This window comes from Selenomonas sp. oral taxon 138 str. F0429 (assembly GCF_000318175.2).
GTDB lineage: Bacteria > Bacillota > Negativicutes > Selenomonadales > Selenomonadaceae > Centipeda > Centipeda timonae.
Genome location: NZ_KB290947.1, coordinates 76,816 through 93,316 on the forward strand (window position 1 = coordinate 76,816; position 16,501 = coordinate 93,316).

Genomic DNA, 16,501 nt, shown 5'->3' on the forward strand with positions numbered 1-16,501 from the left:
TATCTCATACAGGAGGTCAGCATCATGAAGAGCAGTCTTGCCCCATTCCTCGTTGTCAACCCGAAGTCCTATCTCTACGGCAAGGAGTCGCTCGCACTCGCGCACGCTGCCGATCATGCCGCCAAAGAGACGGGTCTGAAGATCTACTTCACCTGCCCGTTCTCCGACATCCGCTACATTCGTGAGAACACGGAGGCGATCATCGTCACGGCACAGGCGATGGAGAGCCTGCGACCCGGCCGCGGCATGGGACATCTTCTCCCCGAGGCGATCTATGAGGCAGGCGCACGTGCGACCTTCCTCAACCACGCGGAGAACCCGATGACGATGGCAGAGCTCGCCAAGACGATTGCGCGTGCGCGCGAGCTCGGCATCGAGACGATTGCCTGCGCGGATTCCCTCGCCGAGGGCACGGCAATCGCCGCATTCCGCCCCGACATCCTCCTCTGCGAGCCGACCGACCTTATCGGTACGGGCAAGACAGCAGACGACAGCTACACAACCGCCATCGTTGCGAAGATCCGCACGATCGACCCCGGCATCGGCATCATGATCGCCTCGGGCATCACGACGGCGGACGATGTCTATCGTGTCGTACGCCTCGGTGCAGACGGCAGCGGTGCAACGAGCGGCATCCTCAGCGCCCCCGATCCGGCAAAGCGGATTCTTGAGATGGCAGAGGCCATTGTACGCGCCGCCGAGGTGCGTGAGTCACAGGACAGTGCGGCATAGGCGCGGAGGAGAGATCAAATGGCTGTATTCAAGAAAAAACTGTCGCTCACATCTCACGGAAATACGCCGACCTTTATCAACATCACGGAGGAGCTGCGTTCCGCCATCGCCGAGAGTGGCATACAGGAGGGCATTGCAACCGTCATTTCACCGCATACCACCTGCGCCGTCTTCTTCGAGGAGTTCGTGCACGATGTAGACGAGACGGGCACGGAGTTCCTGCAGAACGATCTGAACGCCGTCCTCGAGAAGCTCATCCCGAACCAGACGGGCTGGAACCAGTACCAGTATCCGGGCGAAGAGCACTACCGCGCCGTCGAGAGTTGGCCGGATGCCGAAGCATACCTCCCTGCCGGTGACCGCACGGCGCTCTGGAACTGCGATGCGCATCTCAAGGCGACCCTCATCGGCTCCTCGGAGACATTCGAGGTTGCGGATGGCAAGCTCGCCGTCGGCACAACGGGCTACTGCTACTTCGTCGACTTCGACCGCACGCGTGCCCGCACGCGAAAATGCACGATTGTCGTGATGGGCGAATAAACTCATTCAAAGGGATTACCGTATGAGGATGTAAAATTTCCTCATACGGTAATCCCTTTTTTATCTGATTTTTTAAGTTGACAAGATTCACACAATAATGTATTCTACCAACGAGAAAATGATGGAATCATTACAGAAGGAAATTTCTGCAATAAACGCATTGCTGCATAATCATAGAGGGATGTATTCCCTTTTTATTTTACCTCATTATTGATAACAATTATCTATATCATATTTGAATGGAGTGTTTTATGGAAGTGTTGGAACGAAACTCCTGCACGGACACGCACCCGCGTGCGTTTCGCCGGCGACTGGCTCTCGGGATCGGCCTTTTCATACTCATACTTGCCCTGATTGCGAGCGCCTCATCGGGTGCGGTCAGGGTTGCGCCTCATGATATTCTGCCGACGCTGCTGGGAAACGGAACGCCTGAGGATTACCGTATTCTCTGGCATATTCGCCTGCCACGCATCATCACGGGTGCTTTAACGGGCATCAATCTTGCACTGGCGGGCTGCATCCTACAGGGTATTCTGAAAAATCCGCTCGCTGACCCTGGTATCATTGGTGTCTCAGCAGGCGCAGGACTTGCTGCCATGTGCATCATGATTTTGCTCCCGGCTGAGACGAAGTTCGTTCCGCTCGGCGCATTCGTTGGTGCAATGATCGCTGTAGCGTTCGTCTTTGCCCTCTCCTGGGAGAACGGCGTACATCCGATACGCATGGTACTCGCAGGGGTTGCCATTGCCGCATTTTTTGGTGGGGCGATGACGGCACTGATGGTGTTCTACTCCGACCGCATACAGGGTACCGTGAACTGGATGGCGGGAGGCTTTGCCGGACGCAGCTGGAGCCATGCCGAAATGGTGCTCCCCTACACACTCGTAGGAATCGCAGGAGCGCTGCTCGGCAGCCGCTGGCTGAATGCCCTGCAGCTCGGAGAAGAGACGGCGCGCAGCCTCGGTGTAAATGTCGCGCGTGCCCGACTCATCCTCCTCCTGCTCGCTGCGCTGCTTGCCGCGTCTGCCGTGAGCGCCGCCGGCATGCTTGGCTTTGTCGGTCTCGTCGTACCGCATATGGTACGTCTGCTGACCGGCTCTGATTTCGACTGGCTGCTCCCCGCCTCAGCGGTCTGGGGCGCGGCGCTGGTGACAGGTGCAGACGCTGCAGCGCGCGTCGCATTTGCTCCGATCGAAGTCCCCGTCGGCGTATTCATGTCCTTTTTGGGTGCCCCCTTCTTTCTCTACCTGCTCAAGAAGGGCATGAGAAGGGAGTGACGACATGGAGGAACTGCTGCGCACACACGATCTTTCCGTTAGCTACGGCAGTACTGAGATCATTCACGCCGTCGACATTTCCATTCGGCGCGCGGAGATCGCCGCCATCATCGGGCCGAACGGCTCAGGCAAATCGACGCTCCTCAAGGCACTTGCCCGGCTCTTGAAACCGCGCAGTGGAGTGGTCGAATTCCTCGGCACGGATATCTGGAGCAGAACGGAGCGGGAGGTCGCACAGAGGATTGCCTTTCTTCCACAAAGTGCAGATCCCCCGGACGACATCACGGTGCTCGAACTCGTTCACATGGGACGGCTGCCGCATCGAAAGTTCTGGGATACGTTTTCAAAAGAGGACGGAGATATCTGTCGTGAGGCACTGATGCGAACTGGAATGGAGTCCTTTGCCATGCGCCCGATCCGCGCCCTCTCCGGCGGTGAGCGTCAGCGGGCACGCCTTGCGATGGCGCTTGCCCAACAGCCGGAGGCACTGCTCCTCGACGAGCCGACGACGTATCTCGACATCCGTCACCAGCTCGCTCTCATGGAGCTCGTGGAAGAGCTTCACGATGCGCTCGGCCTCACCGTTGTCATGGTGCTGCACGATCTCAACCAGGCCGTACGCAGCGCGCAGCGGCTCATTGCCGTCTGCGCCGGAGAGATTCTCGCAGACGGGTCGCCGAACGCCGTATTCACACGCGAACTCGTGCGTGGTCTTTACGGTGTGGAGAGCCGCGTCAGCGATATCGAGATTGCAGGGCGTCAGACGAAGCTCTGCCTGCCGGAGCGTGTTGCAAAGGATCTTGCGCATGAGCAAAGCGCTCCCTCACACACATAATCACCTATACATCACGGAGGTTCCTATGCGAAAATTCGGTATCATTGCAGCGATTCTCTGTCTTGCGTCGGCAGCCCTCTTCCTTCTCTGGCCGCACGAGCAGGCGCCACCGGAAGAAACGGAGCTCACGGTAACCGACAGTACAGGACGCTCAGTCACACTCCCGGCGCATCCTCAACGCGTCGTCATCCTCAATCCCTCAAACCTCGACCTCTACGTCGCAGCAGGCGGTGCCGAAAACATTGTTGGGAAGCCGACCTCACAGGTATTCTCCGAAACGGTAAAGGAAAAGACAGCTGACGCAGAAGAGGTCGGCATCATACATCAGCCCGATATCGAAAAGATCCTCGCGCTGCATCCGGATCTTGTCATTGGTACGAATGTACCATTTCACACGGGACTCGTCGAAACACTTAGCAATGCAGGCGTACCGCTCTACATTCGAGCGCTCGATGACGTCCCCTCACTGTTCGGCGCACTCGAGCTATATGGCAAGCTCTCAGGACACGAAGAGAATGCCCAGACACAAATTGCAGCGATTCAGCAAAAGCTCGATTCCGTAAAGAAAAAAACCGAAGGGCGTATGCCGCCGAAGAATCTCCTCGTCTTCGGGGCGCCCGACAGTTTTAACATGGGCACGTCAAAGTGCTTTACCGGCGGTCTGATCGAGATGCTAGGCGGCGGCAATATTGCCGATCACGCGGACGGAGACGGCGCCTACCTGCCGCTCTCCATGGAGTTCGTCGCACGCGAGAATCCAGCCGTCATCTTCGTTATCGTACATGGTCCTGCAGAGACCCTCGAACCGAAGATGCGACGCGATCTGCAGGAAAGCGAGGCATGGGCCGATGTCGATGCAGTGAAGAACGGCCGCGTCTACGTACTGCCGTATGATCTCTTTGCGGTGAACCCGGGTATCCGCGCTGCGGATGCACTCCAAACGCTCGCAGACATCATGTATCCTGCATCACAGTGAAAGGAGGAATCCACAGGAAAACAGCACACACTCATAGGAGAGCAGAACGAAAAGCAGGGCCTGCGCCGCTGTTTCGCACATGGAACTCGGTGCAGACAGTTTTGATATACAGTGATCGGAGATGAAAAGATGTTACACAGACACACAAAGAAAAGACTCCTTCTGACCGCCGCCGTCCTCGGCGCGATGTCTGTTCCCGCCTATGCTGCAGAAAGTGCATCCAATACGAACGTGCGAACAGATGAGATTATCGTTACTGCATCCCGCACGGAGCAGGAGATCAAGGAGACACCAAGCGCCGTCGAGGTCATCACGCGCGCGGACATCGACAAGATGGGCGCGGAAAACCTTGTACAGGCGCTCAAACTCGCCCTCGGCATTGATCTGCAGGAAAACACGATGGTCGGCAACCGCTCCGCCATCCGCGGCATGAATACAAATCAGACGCTCATCCTCATCGATGGACGTCGCGTCCGTACGGAGAATACGAGCGAGACGATGAACTACTATGAGCTGCAACGCGTCAACATGGACGACGTGGAACGGATCGAGATTGTGCGCGGCGCGGTCAGCTCCCTCTACGGCTCGGAGGCGCTCGGCGGCGTCATCAACGTCATACGGAAGCGCCCCGCCGAGGCGCAGACCTCTGTTACCCTCGATTGGACGACGCGCCAGAACAATGAAGGTCTCCGTCTCGACTCCGGCAAGGTCGGCAAATGGGCGTTCAGCACGAGCTTCAAGCGCACGGGCGTGCGCGAGCGCGGTACCGACACGATCAGTAATATATACGGCAAGAAGTATTTCTTCAACATCGACGGCCGTATGGACGTGGCAAGGGACAAGTGGCTCGATGTCTTCTTCGACTATCTGAAGGAAGATCTCGACATGAAGGACTCCGCCACGCAGAAAACAACCTACGACCATGACCGCATCTCGACGGGCGCAAAGTATTCGGGACGCGACAGCCGCGGCGACTATGAGATGCAAGTGTACTATACCTATTTTGACAAGAATCAGCGAACAAGAAGCCGCACCAACGGCAGCCTCCACAGCTTTGACGATATGACGTACAACTCCCTGATCTTCGACGGCAGACGCTCCATGCAGATCGCAAAGGATCATCTGCTGACCGTCGGCGGCGAATACCGCAAGGAGGACTACGAGAGCACGCGCATCAGAGGCTCCAAGACAACGACGCTTGAAGGTGTGACCAATCAACTTGGCGACAGCTCGATGGATTTTGCCGCACTTTATGTGCAGGATGAGTGGCTCGCCAGCCCGCGCTGGACGATCATCCCGTCTGTCCGCTGGGATCACAGCGACGTATTCGGCAGCGAGGTGACGGGTAAGCTCGGCACAACTTACAAAATGAGCAAAGGACTGCGCTTCAAGGCGAATGTTGGCACTGCCTACCGCGCTCCGACGGCAAGCGAACTCTACTTTGACTGGCGGCATACACCTGCTGCGCGGGTGAATGTCCATATTGTTGGAAATCCCGATCTGAAGCCCGAAAAGGCGCTGAACTTCGACCTTGGAATCGAGGGCGAGCGCGGCAAGACCTTCGGTAAGCTCACGTACTTCCACAACAAAGTGGAAGACTTGATCAACGTCAATGTAGTCAACACCGTCATCCCCGGTCCTCCGCCGCCTACTATCCTCTCAACTGGTACATATCAGAACATCGACAGCGCCACGATACAGGGTGTCGAGCTTGAGGCGAAACAGGATCTCGGCAGCGGCTTCGCCCTGCGTGGGCTCTATACCTACCTCGACGCACAGGACGATAAGACTAACACGCGCCTAATGGGACGCGCCCGCCACAAGGCGAGCCTCCAGCTCAGCTACGATGACCCGCGTCATGGCTGGAACGCAACACTCTGGCAGGACTGGATCTCAGGCTACCGCTATGCGGAGCAGGTCGGCAGAGGCAGGGCTGCGCACACCGTTTATAAGGACGCGGCTCTCGCACTGACGAACTTCGTTGTTACCAAGAAGTTCAACGAGCAGTTCAGCGCCTACCTCGGTATTGACAACATCTTCGACAAGGAGAGCGACGCGCTCGCCTACGATGGCCGCATCTGGCGCGGCGGCGTACACATGACATTCTGAGTAGGCACAAAACCAGACAGCGAAAAAATCCCCGCAGCAATGCCGCAGGGATTTTTCGTTATACCGGCGATGAGTTACTTCAGCGCATAACCGTTGTTATACATCTTGTCCTGCTCTTTGCGTACCTGATAGAGCTGCGTCGAGGTGTCGAGGTCAACCATGTCGAGGGTGAGGAGGGTGCCCTTCTTGACATCGCATTTCATGCGCGTGTTCTTGTTGACAAGCGCATAGACGACGTACCCCTTTTCATAGGTCTCCTGCGCGGTTGCAATCGAGCCATAGGTTGTGTAGCCGCCAATGCCGTCGATGGTCTCACCCGCCTTGAGGTCGCGCTTGGCGACGGTAATGCACTCGCTGACAGGGCCGTCGAGCGGGATGATGGTCGGCTCGCCGTCGATGACAATACTCGCAACGGTGAGCGGCGTCTCGAGGTTGCAGAGGTGATAGGGGCGGTAGAGCGTCCAGAGGGGGCCGGGGCCCATGCTGTGATAGCCCATCTGATACGCGATCTCTTCGTTCTTCGTGGTCACGGTAACAAAGACGCCGGGCGCAATGCCGTTGACATACTCAACGACGCCATGCTTACTGAGGATACCGCCGTCCTTCTTGAGCTTGAAGATCTCGTTGAGTTCGGCGCAGCGATCCTTCGGCGAGGCCGCAGGGCCGTGGCCGCCGATCACATCGGGGACGAAGCCGGTCGCATTTGACATGGCGGTCATCTCGACCATGGTCTTCGTGCCGTCCTTGAACGAGGTGAGCATGCGCGGGCTCATCTTGCGGCGCGTTGCCTCTTCGAGTACGGTGTCGGGGTTGCAATCGTAGTCGAGCTTGTTGTTCTTGCCTTTGCCCATGACCACGACTTCCATCCCCATCGCACGCGCAAAGGAGAAAAGCTCCATGACAGCACCCGGCTCATCGCCCGCCGAGCCCGTGTAGATGACGCCGTTCTTGTCGCCGAGCTTCTTGAGGTAGCTGCCGATGACGACGTCCGTCTCGACATCCATCATGACGACGTGTTTCTTGTTGTTCATCGCATCGATTGCGATCTTGACGCCGACCTCGGGCACGCCCGTCACGTCGATGGCGACCTCAACGAGGTTCGCATGCGAGATGAAGTCCGAGTTCTCCGTCGCGACGTATTTGCCCTGCTCCATGTAGCGGTTCGCCTCTTCGAGCGTCTTTGCAACGGCAATATCCTCGTCGCTGATGCCCGCATAGTGGAAGGCGTTGATGACGTTTTCAAACTTGATATCCGAGACGATGGCGGGCATGATCCCCTTCATGAGCGCCATCTGTGTGACCATACCGCGCCCCATCTGACCTGCGCCGACGATGCCGGCACGGATGATCTTGCCCTCTTCCTCGCGCTTGGCGAGTTTCTTGTCCATATTCAGCATTGCGAAACTCCTTTCGCCCACCCATCGGTGGAACATCTACAGCTGTGTGCTGAACTTAGTATAGCACCGCATTTCTATTCATACAATATCACTTTCACTGAATTTGCGTAAACATTATCGCAAAAAAAAGGCACGTTTCCATTTGTAAAGAAACGTACCTTTTCGTATTTACATCAGACCGCTGCGCGGAGGGCTTACATCATGCCGCCCATACCGCCCATGCCCGGCGCACCTGCCGGCATCGGAGCTTCAGGCTCCGGCTTGTCCGTGACGAGCGTCTCGGTCGTGAGCACCATCGCCGCGATCGACGCTGCGTTCTGGAGTGCGGAGCGCGTAACCTTCGCAGGATCCACGATGCCCGCGCCGATCATGTCAACATAGGTGTTCTCAAGTGCGTTGAAGCCAACACCATCGCCTGCCTTCTTCACGCTGTCGACGACAACGGAGCCCTCAAGGCCTGCATTCTCCGCAATCTGACGAACAGGAGCCTCGATTGCGCGCTTGACGATCTCAACGCCGACCTTCACATCGCCCTCTGCCTGGATCTTGTCGAGTGCCGGGAGGATGTCAATGAACGTCGTGCCGCCGCCCGCAACAATGCCCTCTTCAACCGCTGCACGCGTTGCATTGAGCGCATCCTCGACGCGGTACTTCTTGTCCTTCATCTCGACTTCCGTTGCCGCACCGATTTCAACGACAGCTACGCCGCCGGAGAGCTTTGCGAGGCGCTCCTGCAGCTTCTCACGGTCGAAGTCGGACGTCGTCTCTGCAATCTGCTTCTTGAGCTGATCGACACGCGCCGCAATCTGTGCCTTGTCGCCTGCCCCGTCGACAATGGTCGTCTCCTCCTTGGAGGAACGAACCTGACGTGCACGGCCGAGATCCTCGAGCGTCACGCTGTCGAGCTTGCGGCCGATCTCCTCGCTGATGACCGTGCCGCCCGTGAGGATTGCGATGTCCTCGAGCATTGCCTTGCGGCGGTCGCCGAAGCCCGGAGCCTTGACTGCGAGCGCCTTGAACGTGCCGCGCAGCTTGTTGACAACGATCGTTGCGAGTGCCTCACCGTCGAGATCCTCAGCGATGATGACGATCTGCTTGCCCTGCTTTACGACCTGCTCGAGCACCGGCAGGATGTCCGCAACGGACGAAATCTTGCGATCCGTGATGAGTACGTACGGATCGTCCATGACGGCTTCCATCTTCTCCGTGTCCGTCACCATGTACGGGGAGATGTAGCCACGATCGAACTGCATGCCCTCGACAACCGAGAGGTTCGTGTCCATGGACTTGGACTCCTCGACTGTGATGACGCCATCCTTGCCAACCTTCTCCATTGCCTCTGCGATGAGGTCGCCGACCTCGGTGTCGCCGGAGGAGATTGCCGCAACCTGTGCAATCTTCGCCTTTGTCTCAACCTTCTGCGCCTTGCTCTTGATCTCCTCGACGAGCGTCTTGACAGCCGTCTCGATGCCCTTCTTGACGATCATCGGGTTTGCGCCCGCAACGACGTTGCGCATGCCTTCCTGAATCATCGCCTGTGCGAGGAGGGTCGCCGTCGTCGTGCCGTCGCCCGCGATGTCGTTCGTCTTCGTCGCAACTTCCTTCACGAGCTGTGCGCCCATGTTCTCGAACGGATCCTCGAGCTCGATGTCGCGTGCAATCGTCACACCGTCATTCGTGATCGTCGGCGCGCCATACTTCTTGTCGAGCACGACGTTGCGTCCCTTGGGGCCGAGCGTGACCTTGACCGCGTTTGCAAGTGCATCCACACCACGGCCAAGTGCGCGGCGTGCCTCTTCGTCAAACAGAATCTGCTTTGCCATTTATACTGCCTCCAAAATTTATCTATTACAGAATCGCCAGAATATCGCTCTCACGAACGATGAGGTAATCCTTGTCGTCCACCTTGATCTCGGAGCCCGAGTACTTTGAGAAGACAACGCCGTCGCCGACCTTGACCTCCATCTCTGCACGCTGTCCGTTATCGAGCAGCTTGCCTGTGCCAACGGCAACGACCTTGCCCTTCTGCGGCTTTTCCTTCGCCGTGTCGGGGAGCACAATGCCGCTCGCCGTCGTGACATCGCTCTCCGCGACTTCAATGACAACACGTTCGCCCAGTGGCTTAATCATGGTATCTGCCTCCTAGTTTTCATAACAATTTTTCATCGTGTTAGCACTCTCATTTGCTGAGTGCTAACTTACGATGTCTATAGTAAAGGTTTTAAGTCAAAAAGTCAATAGTTTTTTGTAAAAAAGTCAAAAAAACAACAAAGAGCCGCGAAAAGCTCTTTGTTGTTTGTCGTGAAATCTTATTCTTTGAACGCCGCCACAAGGTTCTTGAGGCGTGCCGTCCCCTCCTTGAAGCTCTGAATCTTGGCAAGGATATTCTCGTACTCGGCCGCCATGCTGACGACCTTCTCCGCAATGCGTGTGTTGCCCTCCGCGCCCTCGTGGGTCGCGTTGCGGATGCCCTCCATCGCCGCGTTCATCTCGCTGACGGAGTCGAGCAGCTTCCGCGAGCGCGAGGTCGTCACCTCCGCTGTCTTCCGGAAATACTCTGCGTCCCCCTTATACTGCTCAGCCGTCTTGTCCATGAGGTCGTAGTCGCTGCGAACATTCTCGTCAATGAAGCTAAGCAGCTTGTAAGTTCCGCTTGAGAGTGCCTGCACGGAGCCCGTGACCTGCCCCGTGAGCCCCTTGATCTTCTCTGCCGTGCCGCGCGACTGCTCGGCGAGCTTGCCGACCTCGCCCGCGACCACGGCAAAGCCACGTCCCTGCTCGCCCGCACGCGCCGCCTCAATGCTCGCGTTGAGCGCTAGGAGGTTCGTCTGCTCGGCGATTTCGGAAATCTCGAGTGTGAGCTGGTCGATCTGCTCGACGACCTTCGCGGACTCGATGGCCTCTGCCACTGAGGCCTTCGTGCCGCCGTAGATCTGCCGTGTGTTCAGGCGCGACTGCTCCATGCTCGTCTGGAGATCGGCAGCGCGCTGCTCCACCTCACGCGTATACGCCTCGCTGGCATGCGCTGCATCCGCCGCGCCCTTGATCCCCTCGCTGAGCCCCTCGCTGAGATGCTGGACGCTGGAGGTGGACGCCGCTGTCTCCTCCATGCCTGCAGACATCTCCTCGGTCACGGCAGACATGTCCTGCGTGTCATTGTTGAGCCCCTGCAGCATCTCCTCAAGCTCGGCAACCATCGCATCGGTCTGCTCCGCCTCCTCGTGCACCTGCTTCATAAAGCCCTGCATCTTTCCGAGTGCCTTGACGACCGTACCGATTTCATCCGCACGGTCAGAGAGTTCGCGCGGAATCTCACGCGAAAGGTCTCCGGACGCGACAGCACTCAGATGTCCGATGGAGGCAACGAGCGGATCGGAGATATTATCTGCAATGCGCCGCGACACGAGGATGCCAAAACCTACTGCAATGACGATGATGATGGCAAAGCTATAGACCGTACGCTCATAGCGTACATTGTTCGCCTCAAAGAGCTGCTTCCCCTGGAATACGTTGTCAGGCGTGAGCACCGCCATATTGCTTGAGATGACAGTGAGCGAAGCGAGATTGTCAAAGATCGCGACACGATCCTCGGGTGTCGTCCCCATATTGTTGACCGCGCCGACCTTGTCCGTCGCGACGCTCAGATTCTTTTCCAGTTCCGCGATCGTCGCCTGTGCGCGATCGCTCGTATCGATCTCCTTCAGTTCCTCCATATCGTGGCGGATCACCGCAAGATTGCCGAGTACATCATCCACGAGAATCTTACGGTTATCCGCTGTGATGTTCTCCTGCAGGATGTACGGAACGTTGACGCTGATTTTCCGCAAGCGCGTATTTGCATCGTTCAGATACTGCGTCGACATGAGGTTATGGTGATACATATCGTCAAGTGACCGCTGAGCCTGATGGTTCGAGTAGATGCCGACGACCGCGACAACGAGGATGGCTGCCAAGAGGAATACGGACAGGATGAACACCTTTGTCCGCACGGCATAGTCCTTCATTGCCTCCGCAGAGATGAATGGTAAATTCATGGCACTCCCCTCCTCACTTCGCCTGCGCGAGATTGTCCGCTGTTATGGATGTAAACGGTATGGCGAGGTCACCCGAGGGCGGATTTCCCTTAAGGAAGCCCTCTACGAGTGTGAGTGCCCCCTCACCCTGCGCCTTTGCATCCTGCTTGATGGTCTGCGCCATCTCTCCCGCCTCGACTGCTGCGAGACCCGCAGGAGTGGCATCGACCGCAGAGACAAGGCATCCACTGAGGCGGTTTGCCCCCTTGAGCGCGGCAATTGCACCAAGTGCCATCTCATCGTTTCCTGCAACGACGCCGTTGATCTCGGGGAACATATTCATCCAGAGCATCATGGTCTTGAGTGCCTCTGCCTTGCTCCATCCTGCATCCACGAACGAGAGCAGCTGAATGTCGGGGCGCTTGTCCAGGCACGCTGCCTTGAACCCATCCCAGCGGCCGACGGCACTGCTCTGCATCCCATCGCCCTGCAAATACACGATCTTCGCGTTCGGTGGCAGATGCGAGGCCATGTACTCCCCCTGCATACGCCCTGCCTCCACATCGTCGGAGTAGGCACGGAGCACCTTGCCGCCCGCAACGCTGCGGTTGACCGTGATGATCGGGATGCCCGCATCGTTCGCCTTTTCGATGGTCTTGACGATGCTGGAGCCGTCCGCTGCAAGCAGGACAATCGCCCCCGCACCCCTGCCAATCGCCTCGTTCAGCTGGTCAATCTGCATATTTCCGTCGTTCTTCGCGTCGAGGAACTCGACCTCGATGCCGTCCGCCTTTGCCTTGTTTGCAAATGCATCTTTGATCTGTGCACAGAAACCATCCGCATCGTCGTAGTTTGCATAGACGACGCGATCCGAACTCGCCCCCGTCAGTCCGCAGCCTGTCAGCGAAAGGCACGCTACAGGCAGGAGCAGAAGCCCCCATTTCCTGAGATTCATGTCAAACCGCTCCTTCTCTACCGAAAAACTACATCTGCTTGACGGGCACAGAGCCGCGCGAAAGCGCAATCGCCCCTGTCCGTGCGATCTCGATGATGCCGTAGTCGGACAGCAGTTCCGAGAGGGCATCGATCTTCTTTGCATCGCCTGTCAGCTCAATGACGACATTCTCCACGCCAACATCCACGATGCGCGCGCGGAAGATGTTCACCACGTCGATGATCTCCGCACGGTTCTCCTTCGTCGCGTGTACCTTGATGAGCACCAGCTCGCGCGTGATGGACTCGAACTGCGTGAGGTTGACGATCTTCACCACGTCGATCAGCTTCGAGAGCTGTGTAACGACCTGCCGCAGTTCGTTCTCCGACGCAACGGAGACGACGATGTTGATGCGCGTGACATCCGCCTCCTCCGTATAGCCGGCGGAGATGCTCTCGATGTTGAACGCGCGGCGGCTGATGAGCCCCGCGATATGCGTGAGGACGCCGGGCTTGTTATCGACGAGCACGGCGAGCAAATACTTATCCATCTTATCTCCCTCCGAGCACCATCTGATCGAGTCGCTTGCCGCCCGGCACCATCGGTACGACATCCGCCTCCTCGGGTACGATCACATCGATGAGACGCGCACCCTTGGCGCGCAGAACCTGCGGCAGCACCTCCGCAAACTCTTCCCGCGTTTCGATACGGCAGCCCGCGACCCCCATTGCCTCAGCGAGCTTTACAAAATCCGTCTTGCCCTTGAGCTCCGAGGCGGAGTAATGATGGCTGTAAAAGAGGCGCTGCCACTGTCCGACCATGCCGAGGATTGAGTTGTGCACAATGACAATCTTCACATCGATGTCGTTGTCCGCCATCGTCGCAAGTTCCTGACAGTTCATCATGATGCTGCCATCGCCCGTAATGAGGACAACCTCCTTGTCTGGACAAGCGAGTTTCGCACCAATCGCTGCCGGCAGACCGTAGCCCATCGTGCCGAGTCCGCCCGAGGTGAGAAAGCGACGCGGGTCGTGACAGCCAAAGAACTGCGCCGCCCACATCTGATGCTGTCCCACATCCGTGACACAGATTGCATCCGCATCGACAAGCTCACGCACGCGGCTGATGAGCTCCTCGGGGCGGATGTCCTCCGACGCCTTCCATCCGAGCGGATGGGCGCGCTCCATTGAGAGCACCTCGCCGCGCCACGGACGGTAGCGAACGCTGAGCTCCTCCTGCACCGCGCGCACGGCATCCACAAACGCGGGCAGCGTCTCGCGTAAATCGCCAATGACAGGGATGTCCGCGCGCACATTCTTGTTCAGCTCTGCGGGGTCGATGTCGAAGTGCACAATTTTTGCCTTCGGTGCAAACGCCGCCGTATTCCCCGTCACGCGGTCGCTGAAGCGCGTGCCGAGCGCAAGCAGGAGATCGCACTCCTGAATCGCCATATTCGAGGCATAGGCACCGTGCATGCCCGCCATGCCCGTATAGCCCTCGGTCTCAGCTGCAACGCCGCCGATTCCCATGAGGGTCGCCACGGAGGGCATCCCCGTGAGCGCAATGAGCTCGCGCACGTAGTCCGACGTATCCGAAAGCACGACGCCGCCGCCGACGAAGAGTAGCGGCTGACGAGCAGAGGCAAGTGCCTCCACAGCCGCATGCACCGCCTCCATATCAAAGGGGACATCCCCCGTATAGCCGTGTAGGATGGCGGCATCAGGATATTCATAGTCGATCGGCGTGTCAAATACATCCTTTGCCACATCGATGACAACCACGCCGGGGCGCCCCGTTCGCGCGATGTAGAACGCTTCCTTCACGACGCGCGGGATGTCGTTCACATCTTTTACGAGATAGTTGTGCTTCGTGATCGGCGTCGTGATGCCGACAATATCCGCCTCCTGAAAGGAATCCTTGCCGATGTACGGATTCGCCACCTGTCCCGTGATACAGACCATCGGTACGGAGTCCATATGCGCCGTCGCGATGCCCGTCACGAGATTTGTCGCGCCCGGTCCCGAGGTCGCAAAGGCGACGCCGACCTTGCCCGACGCTCTGGCATAGCCGTCCGCCGCGTGCGCTGCCCCCTGCTCGTGGCGCGTCAGGACATGCGGAAAATTCATCTTATATACTTCATCGTAGAGCGTGAGGACTGCCCCGCCCGGATAGCCGAACACAACCTCGACGCCCTCCGCCTTCAAGCTCTCCAAGAGAGCGCGTGCACCATTCATCTGCAATAGAACCCCTCCTAAACAACAAAAGTACCGATCATCCGCCCCTATAAGGGACTCATATCGGTACTTTCGATGGAATCCCCCTATAATAACACTCTTTCATTATAGGACTTTTCCGTATTTTTTACAAGCAAATTGCCACGCTTCCTATGACATACATCACAGATGCTCACTCGCCAGAACAAAGGCATAGACGCGGCGTGCCCCCGCACGTTTCAGTGTACGCGCACATTCCGTCAGCGTTGCACCCGATGTCATGATATCATCTACAAGCAGAATATCTCTGCCCGCAGCATCTGCATCCGCCGCAAGGGCAAACGCCCCTCTGAGTTCCCGCTGCCGCTCCGTGCGCGTGTGCTCGTAGAGCGGTGCCGTCTCACGCGTGCGGACGAGCAGGGGGCGGAGTGCGATGCCATGTGCTGCAAGCCACGGTGCAAAGATCTCCTCCGCCTGATTGAAGCCGCGTTTGCGCTGCCGCTTTGGCGCAAGCGGCACGGGCACGGCAACGAGCGGGCGCGGCAGATCATCAAGGACGTCCTCGCCCGCCACGAGGAGCGTATGGAGTGCCGGGAGCGCGGAGCGCTGCTTCTGATATTTCAGTGCGCGCAGGAGGTCGCGCACCGCCTCGCGATAGTGGGCAAACGCCCAGATTCCGTCGAGATACGCCATCATCTCCGCCGCGTGCGCGAGTGCATGCACCGTGCTGAGGCGGCGCATGCAGGGCGCACAAAAAGTCCCCCTGCGCTCGACGTAGGCGGAGCAGTTCGGACAGCGCGGCGGGAAGATGAAGTCCATGATGATTGAAAGCACTTTGATTTCTCCGATAGCAGTCTCAGGAGCAGGGATATGATGCCCCCTAAAAAACTATTGCATGACAGTCCGATTTATGATATGATAAATGCAAGGAAAGAGATATATCTCCTAGAAACGTGTATAATGAGGAAAGGAGAATGTCTATTGACACATTTCATTCAGCGCAGTGACCATGCCCCCTGATGGGAATGCATCTTTGAAGAAGAGGCGAGGCAACGCAGGTCGTTGACCTCATATGGCATTGTGTCAGCAAGGAATGGCTCCGGCGCAGTCAGCCCCAACGGTTGGGGTGTGACATATTTCCCTGTACGATTCGTTTTTCGAAAACCAAGCGCGCAAATTTGGATGATATTGAGATCTCCAAAACGGTTTCAGCTGAACGTACAATACACAGTCGCGTGAACACGCGGTTTACGCGAGCCCAAACAACTGAATAAGGACGTGTTTAACTTTTATGTTCGTTGTTATGTAGCCGACAGCTTGCTCGAAATAGAGCGGCTGTCGGTTTTTTGCGTGTATAGGTATTTGTGAGTTGCAGAACGTCGGAAACAATTCCGTGCGATGCTCCTAAGCAAACCCTAGTAGAGCAAGCGGAGAAAAGGGGGCGTTCTGCCCCCTGCGGATTTCTTTCGTTCAAG

At 57.5% G+C, this 16,501-nt stretch carries 14 protein-coding genes; 6 read left to right on the forward strand and 8 right to left on the reverse strand.

The window, feature by feature from the left end; genetic code table 11:
* The first annotated feature begins 24 nt into the window (after positions 1-24).
* From HMPREF9163_RS07320 to HMPREF9163_RS07345, 6 genes are all read left to right on the forward strand, one after another.
* Positions 25-732 (forward strand): triose-phosphate isomerase, encoded by a 708-nt coding sequence (locus tag HMPREF9163_RS07320; RefSeq protein ID WP_037346614.1) that lies wholly within the window; start codon positions 25-27, stop codon positions 730-732.
* Positions 733-750: 18 nt separating this feature from the next.
* Complete coding sequence (locus HMPREF9163_RS07325; RefSeq protein WP_009441112.1) at positions 751-1,272, forward strand: YjbQ family protein; 522 nt, start codon at positions 751-753, stop codon at positions 1,270-1,272.
* A gap of 251 nt (positions 1,273-1,523) precedes the next feature.
* Complete coding sequence (locus tag HMPREF9163_RS07330) at positions 1,524-2,549, forward strand: iron ABC transporter permease (RefSeq protein WP_037346616.1); 1,026 nt, start codon at positions 1,524-1,526, stop codon at positions 2,547-2,549.
* Between the two features lie 4 nt (positions 2,550-2,553).
* Positions 2,554-3,384 carry an ABC transporter ATP-binding protein gene (locus HMPREF9163_RS07335; protein WP_009441114.1) on the forward strand — a complete coding sequence of 277 codons (831 nt, stop codon included), beginning with the start codon at positions 2,554-2,556 and terminating at the stop codon, positions 3,382-3,384.
* A gap of 25 nt (positions 3,385-3,409) precedes the next feature.
* Positions 3,410-4,360, forward strand: a complete 951-nt coding sequence (locus tag HMPREF9163_RS07340; protein WP_009441115.1) for an ABC transporter substrate-binding protein — start codon at positions 3,410-3,412, stop codon at positions 4,358-4,360.
* A 129-nt stretch (positions 4,361-4,489) separates the two neighbouring features.
* Positions 4,490-6,469, forward strand: coding sequence for a TonB-dependent siderophore receptor (locus HMPREF9163_RS07345; RefSeq protein ID WP_037346618.1), 1,980 nt, complete (start codon positions 4,490-4,492; stop codon positions 6,467-6,469).
* Positions 6,470-6,543: 74 nt separating this feature from the next.
* On the opposite strand, the gene HMPREF9163_RS07350 is transcribed toward HMPREF9163_RS07345, so the two are convergent.
* From HMPREF9163_RS07350 to HMPREF9163_RS07385, 8 genes are all read right to left on the reverse strand, one after another.
* Positions 6,544-7,866 (reverse strand): NAD(P)H-dependent oxidoreductase, encoded by a 1,323-nt coding sequence (locus HMPREF9163_RS07350; RefSeq protein WP_037346620.1) that lies wholly within the window; start codon positions 7,864-7,866, stop codon positions 6,544-6,546.
* Between the two features lie 194 nt (positions 7,867-8,060).
* Entirely contained in the window at positions 8,061-9,689 is a 1,629-nt protein-coding gene (gene groL, locus HMPREF9163_RS07355; RefSeq protein ID WP_009441118.1) for a chaperonin GroEL, read from the reverse strand.
* 25 nt (positions 9,690-9,714) lie between these two features.
* Positions 9,715-9,996, reverse strand: a complete 282-nt coding sequence (gene groES, locus HMPREF9163_RS07360) for a co-chaperone GroES (RefSeq protein ID WP_009441119.1) — start codon at positions 9,994-9,996, stop codon at positions 9,715-9,717.
* 179 nt (positions 9,997-10,175) lie between these two features.
* Positions 10,176-11,900 (reverse strand): methyl-accepting chemotaxis protein, encoded by a 1,725-nt coding sequence (locus HMPREF9163_RS07365; protein WP_009441120.1) that lies wholly within the window; start codon positions 11,898-11,900, stop codon positions 10,176-10,178.
* A gap of 13 nt (positions 11,901-11,913) precedes the next feature.
* A complete protein-coding gene (locus HMPREF9163_RS07370; RefSeq protein ID WP_009441121.1) occupies positions 11,914-12,834 on the reverse strand; it encodes a sugar ABC transporter substrate-binding protein in 921 nt (306 codons plus the stop codon).
* Between the two features lie 28 nt (positions 12,835-12,862).
* Complete coding sequence (ilvN, locus tag HMPREF9163_RS07375; protein WP_009441122.1) at positions 12,863-13,363, reverse strand: acetolactate synthase small subunit; 501 nt, start codon at positions 13,361-13,363, stop codon at positions 12,863-12,865.
* A gap of 1 nt (position 13,364) precedes the next feature.
* Positions 13,365-15,047, reverse strand: a complete 1,683-nt coding sequence (gene ilvB, locus HMPREF9163_RS07380; RefSeq protein ID WP_009441123.1) for a biosynthetic-type acetolactate synthase large subunit — start codon at positions 15,045-15,047, stop codon at positions 13,365-13,367.
* Positions 15,048-15,209: 162 nt separating this feature from the next.
* Positions 15,210-15,860 (reverse strand): ComF family protein, encoded by a 651-nt coding sequence (locus HMPREF9163_RS07385; protein WP_037346622.1) that lies wholly within the window; start codon positions 15,858-15,860, stop codon positions 15,210-15,212.
* Positions 15,861-16,501: the final 641 nt, after the last annotated feature.

Coding starts and splice junctions, on each gene's coding strand:
- HMPREF9163_RS07320 (WP_037346614.1), top strand. CDS start 25: ATGAAGAGCAGTCTTGCCCCATTCCTCGTTGTCAACCCGAAGTCCTAT.
- HMPREF9163_RS07325 (WP_009441112.1), top strand. CDS start 751: ATGGCTGTATTCAAGAAAAAACTGTCGCTCACATCTCACGGAAATACG.
- HMPREF9163_RS07350 (WP_037346620.1), bottom strand. CDS start 7,866: ATGCTGAATATGGACAAGAAACTCGCCAAGCGCGAGGAAGAGGGCAAG.
- ilvN (WP_009441122.1), bottom strand. CDS start 13,363: ATGGATAAGTATTTGCTCGCCGTGCTCGTCGATAACAAGCCCGGCGTC.
- HMPREF9163_RS07345 (WP_037346618.1), top strand. CDS start 4,490: ATGTTACACAGACACACAAAGAAAAGACTCCTTCTGACCGCCGCCGTC.
- HMPREF9163_RS07340 (WP_009441115.1), top strand. CDS start 3,410: ATGCGAAAATTCGGTATCATTGCAGCGATTCTCTGTCTTGCGTCGGCA.
- groL (WP_009441118.1), bottom strand. CDS start 9,689: ATGGCAAAGCAGATTCTGTTTGACGAAGAGGCACGCCGCGCACTTGGC.
- HMPREF9163_RS07365 (WP_009441120.1), bottom strand. CDS start 11,900: ATGAATTTACCATTCATCTCTGCGGAGGCAATGAAGGACTATGCCGTG.
- HMPREF9163_RS07335 (WP_009441114.1), top strand. CDS start 2,554: ATGGAGGAACTGCTGCGCACACACGATCTTTCCGTTAGCTACGGCAGT.
- HMPREF9163_RS07370 (WP_009441121.1), bottom strand. CDS start 12,834: ATGAATCTCAGGAAATGGGGGCTTCTGCTCCTGCCTGTAGCGTGCCTT.
- HMPREF9163_RS07330 (WP_037346616.1), top strand. CDS start 1,524: ATGGAAGTGTTGGAACGAAACTCCTGCACGGACACGCACCCGCGTGCG.
- groES (WP_009441119.1), bottom strand. CDS start 9,996: ATGATTAAGCCACTGGGCGAACGTGTTGTCATTGAAGTCGCGGAGAGC.
- ilvB (WP_009441123.1), bottom strand. CDS start 15,047: ATGAATGGTGCACGCGCTCTCTTGGAGAGCTTGAAGGCGGAGGGCGTC.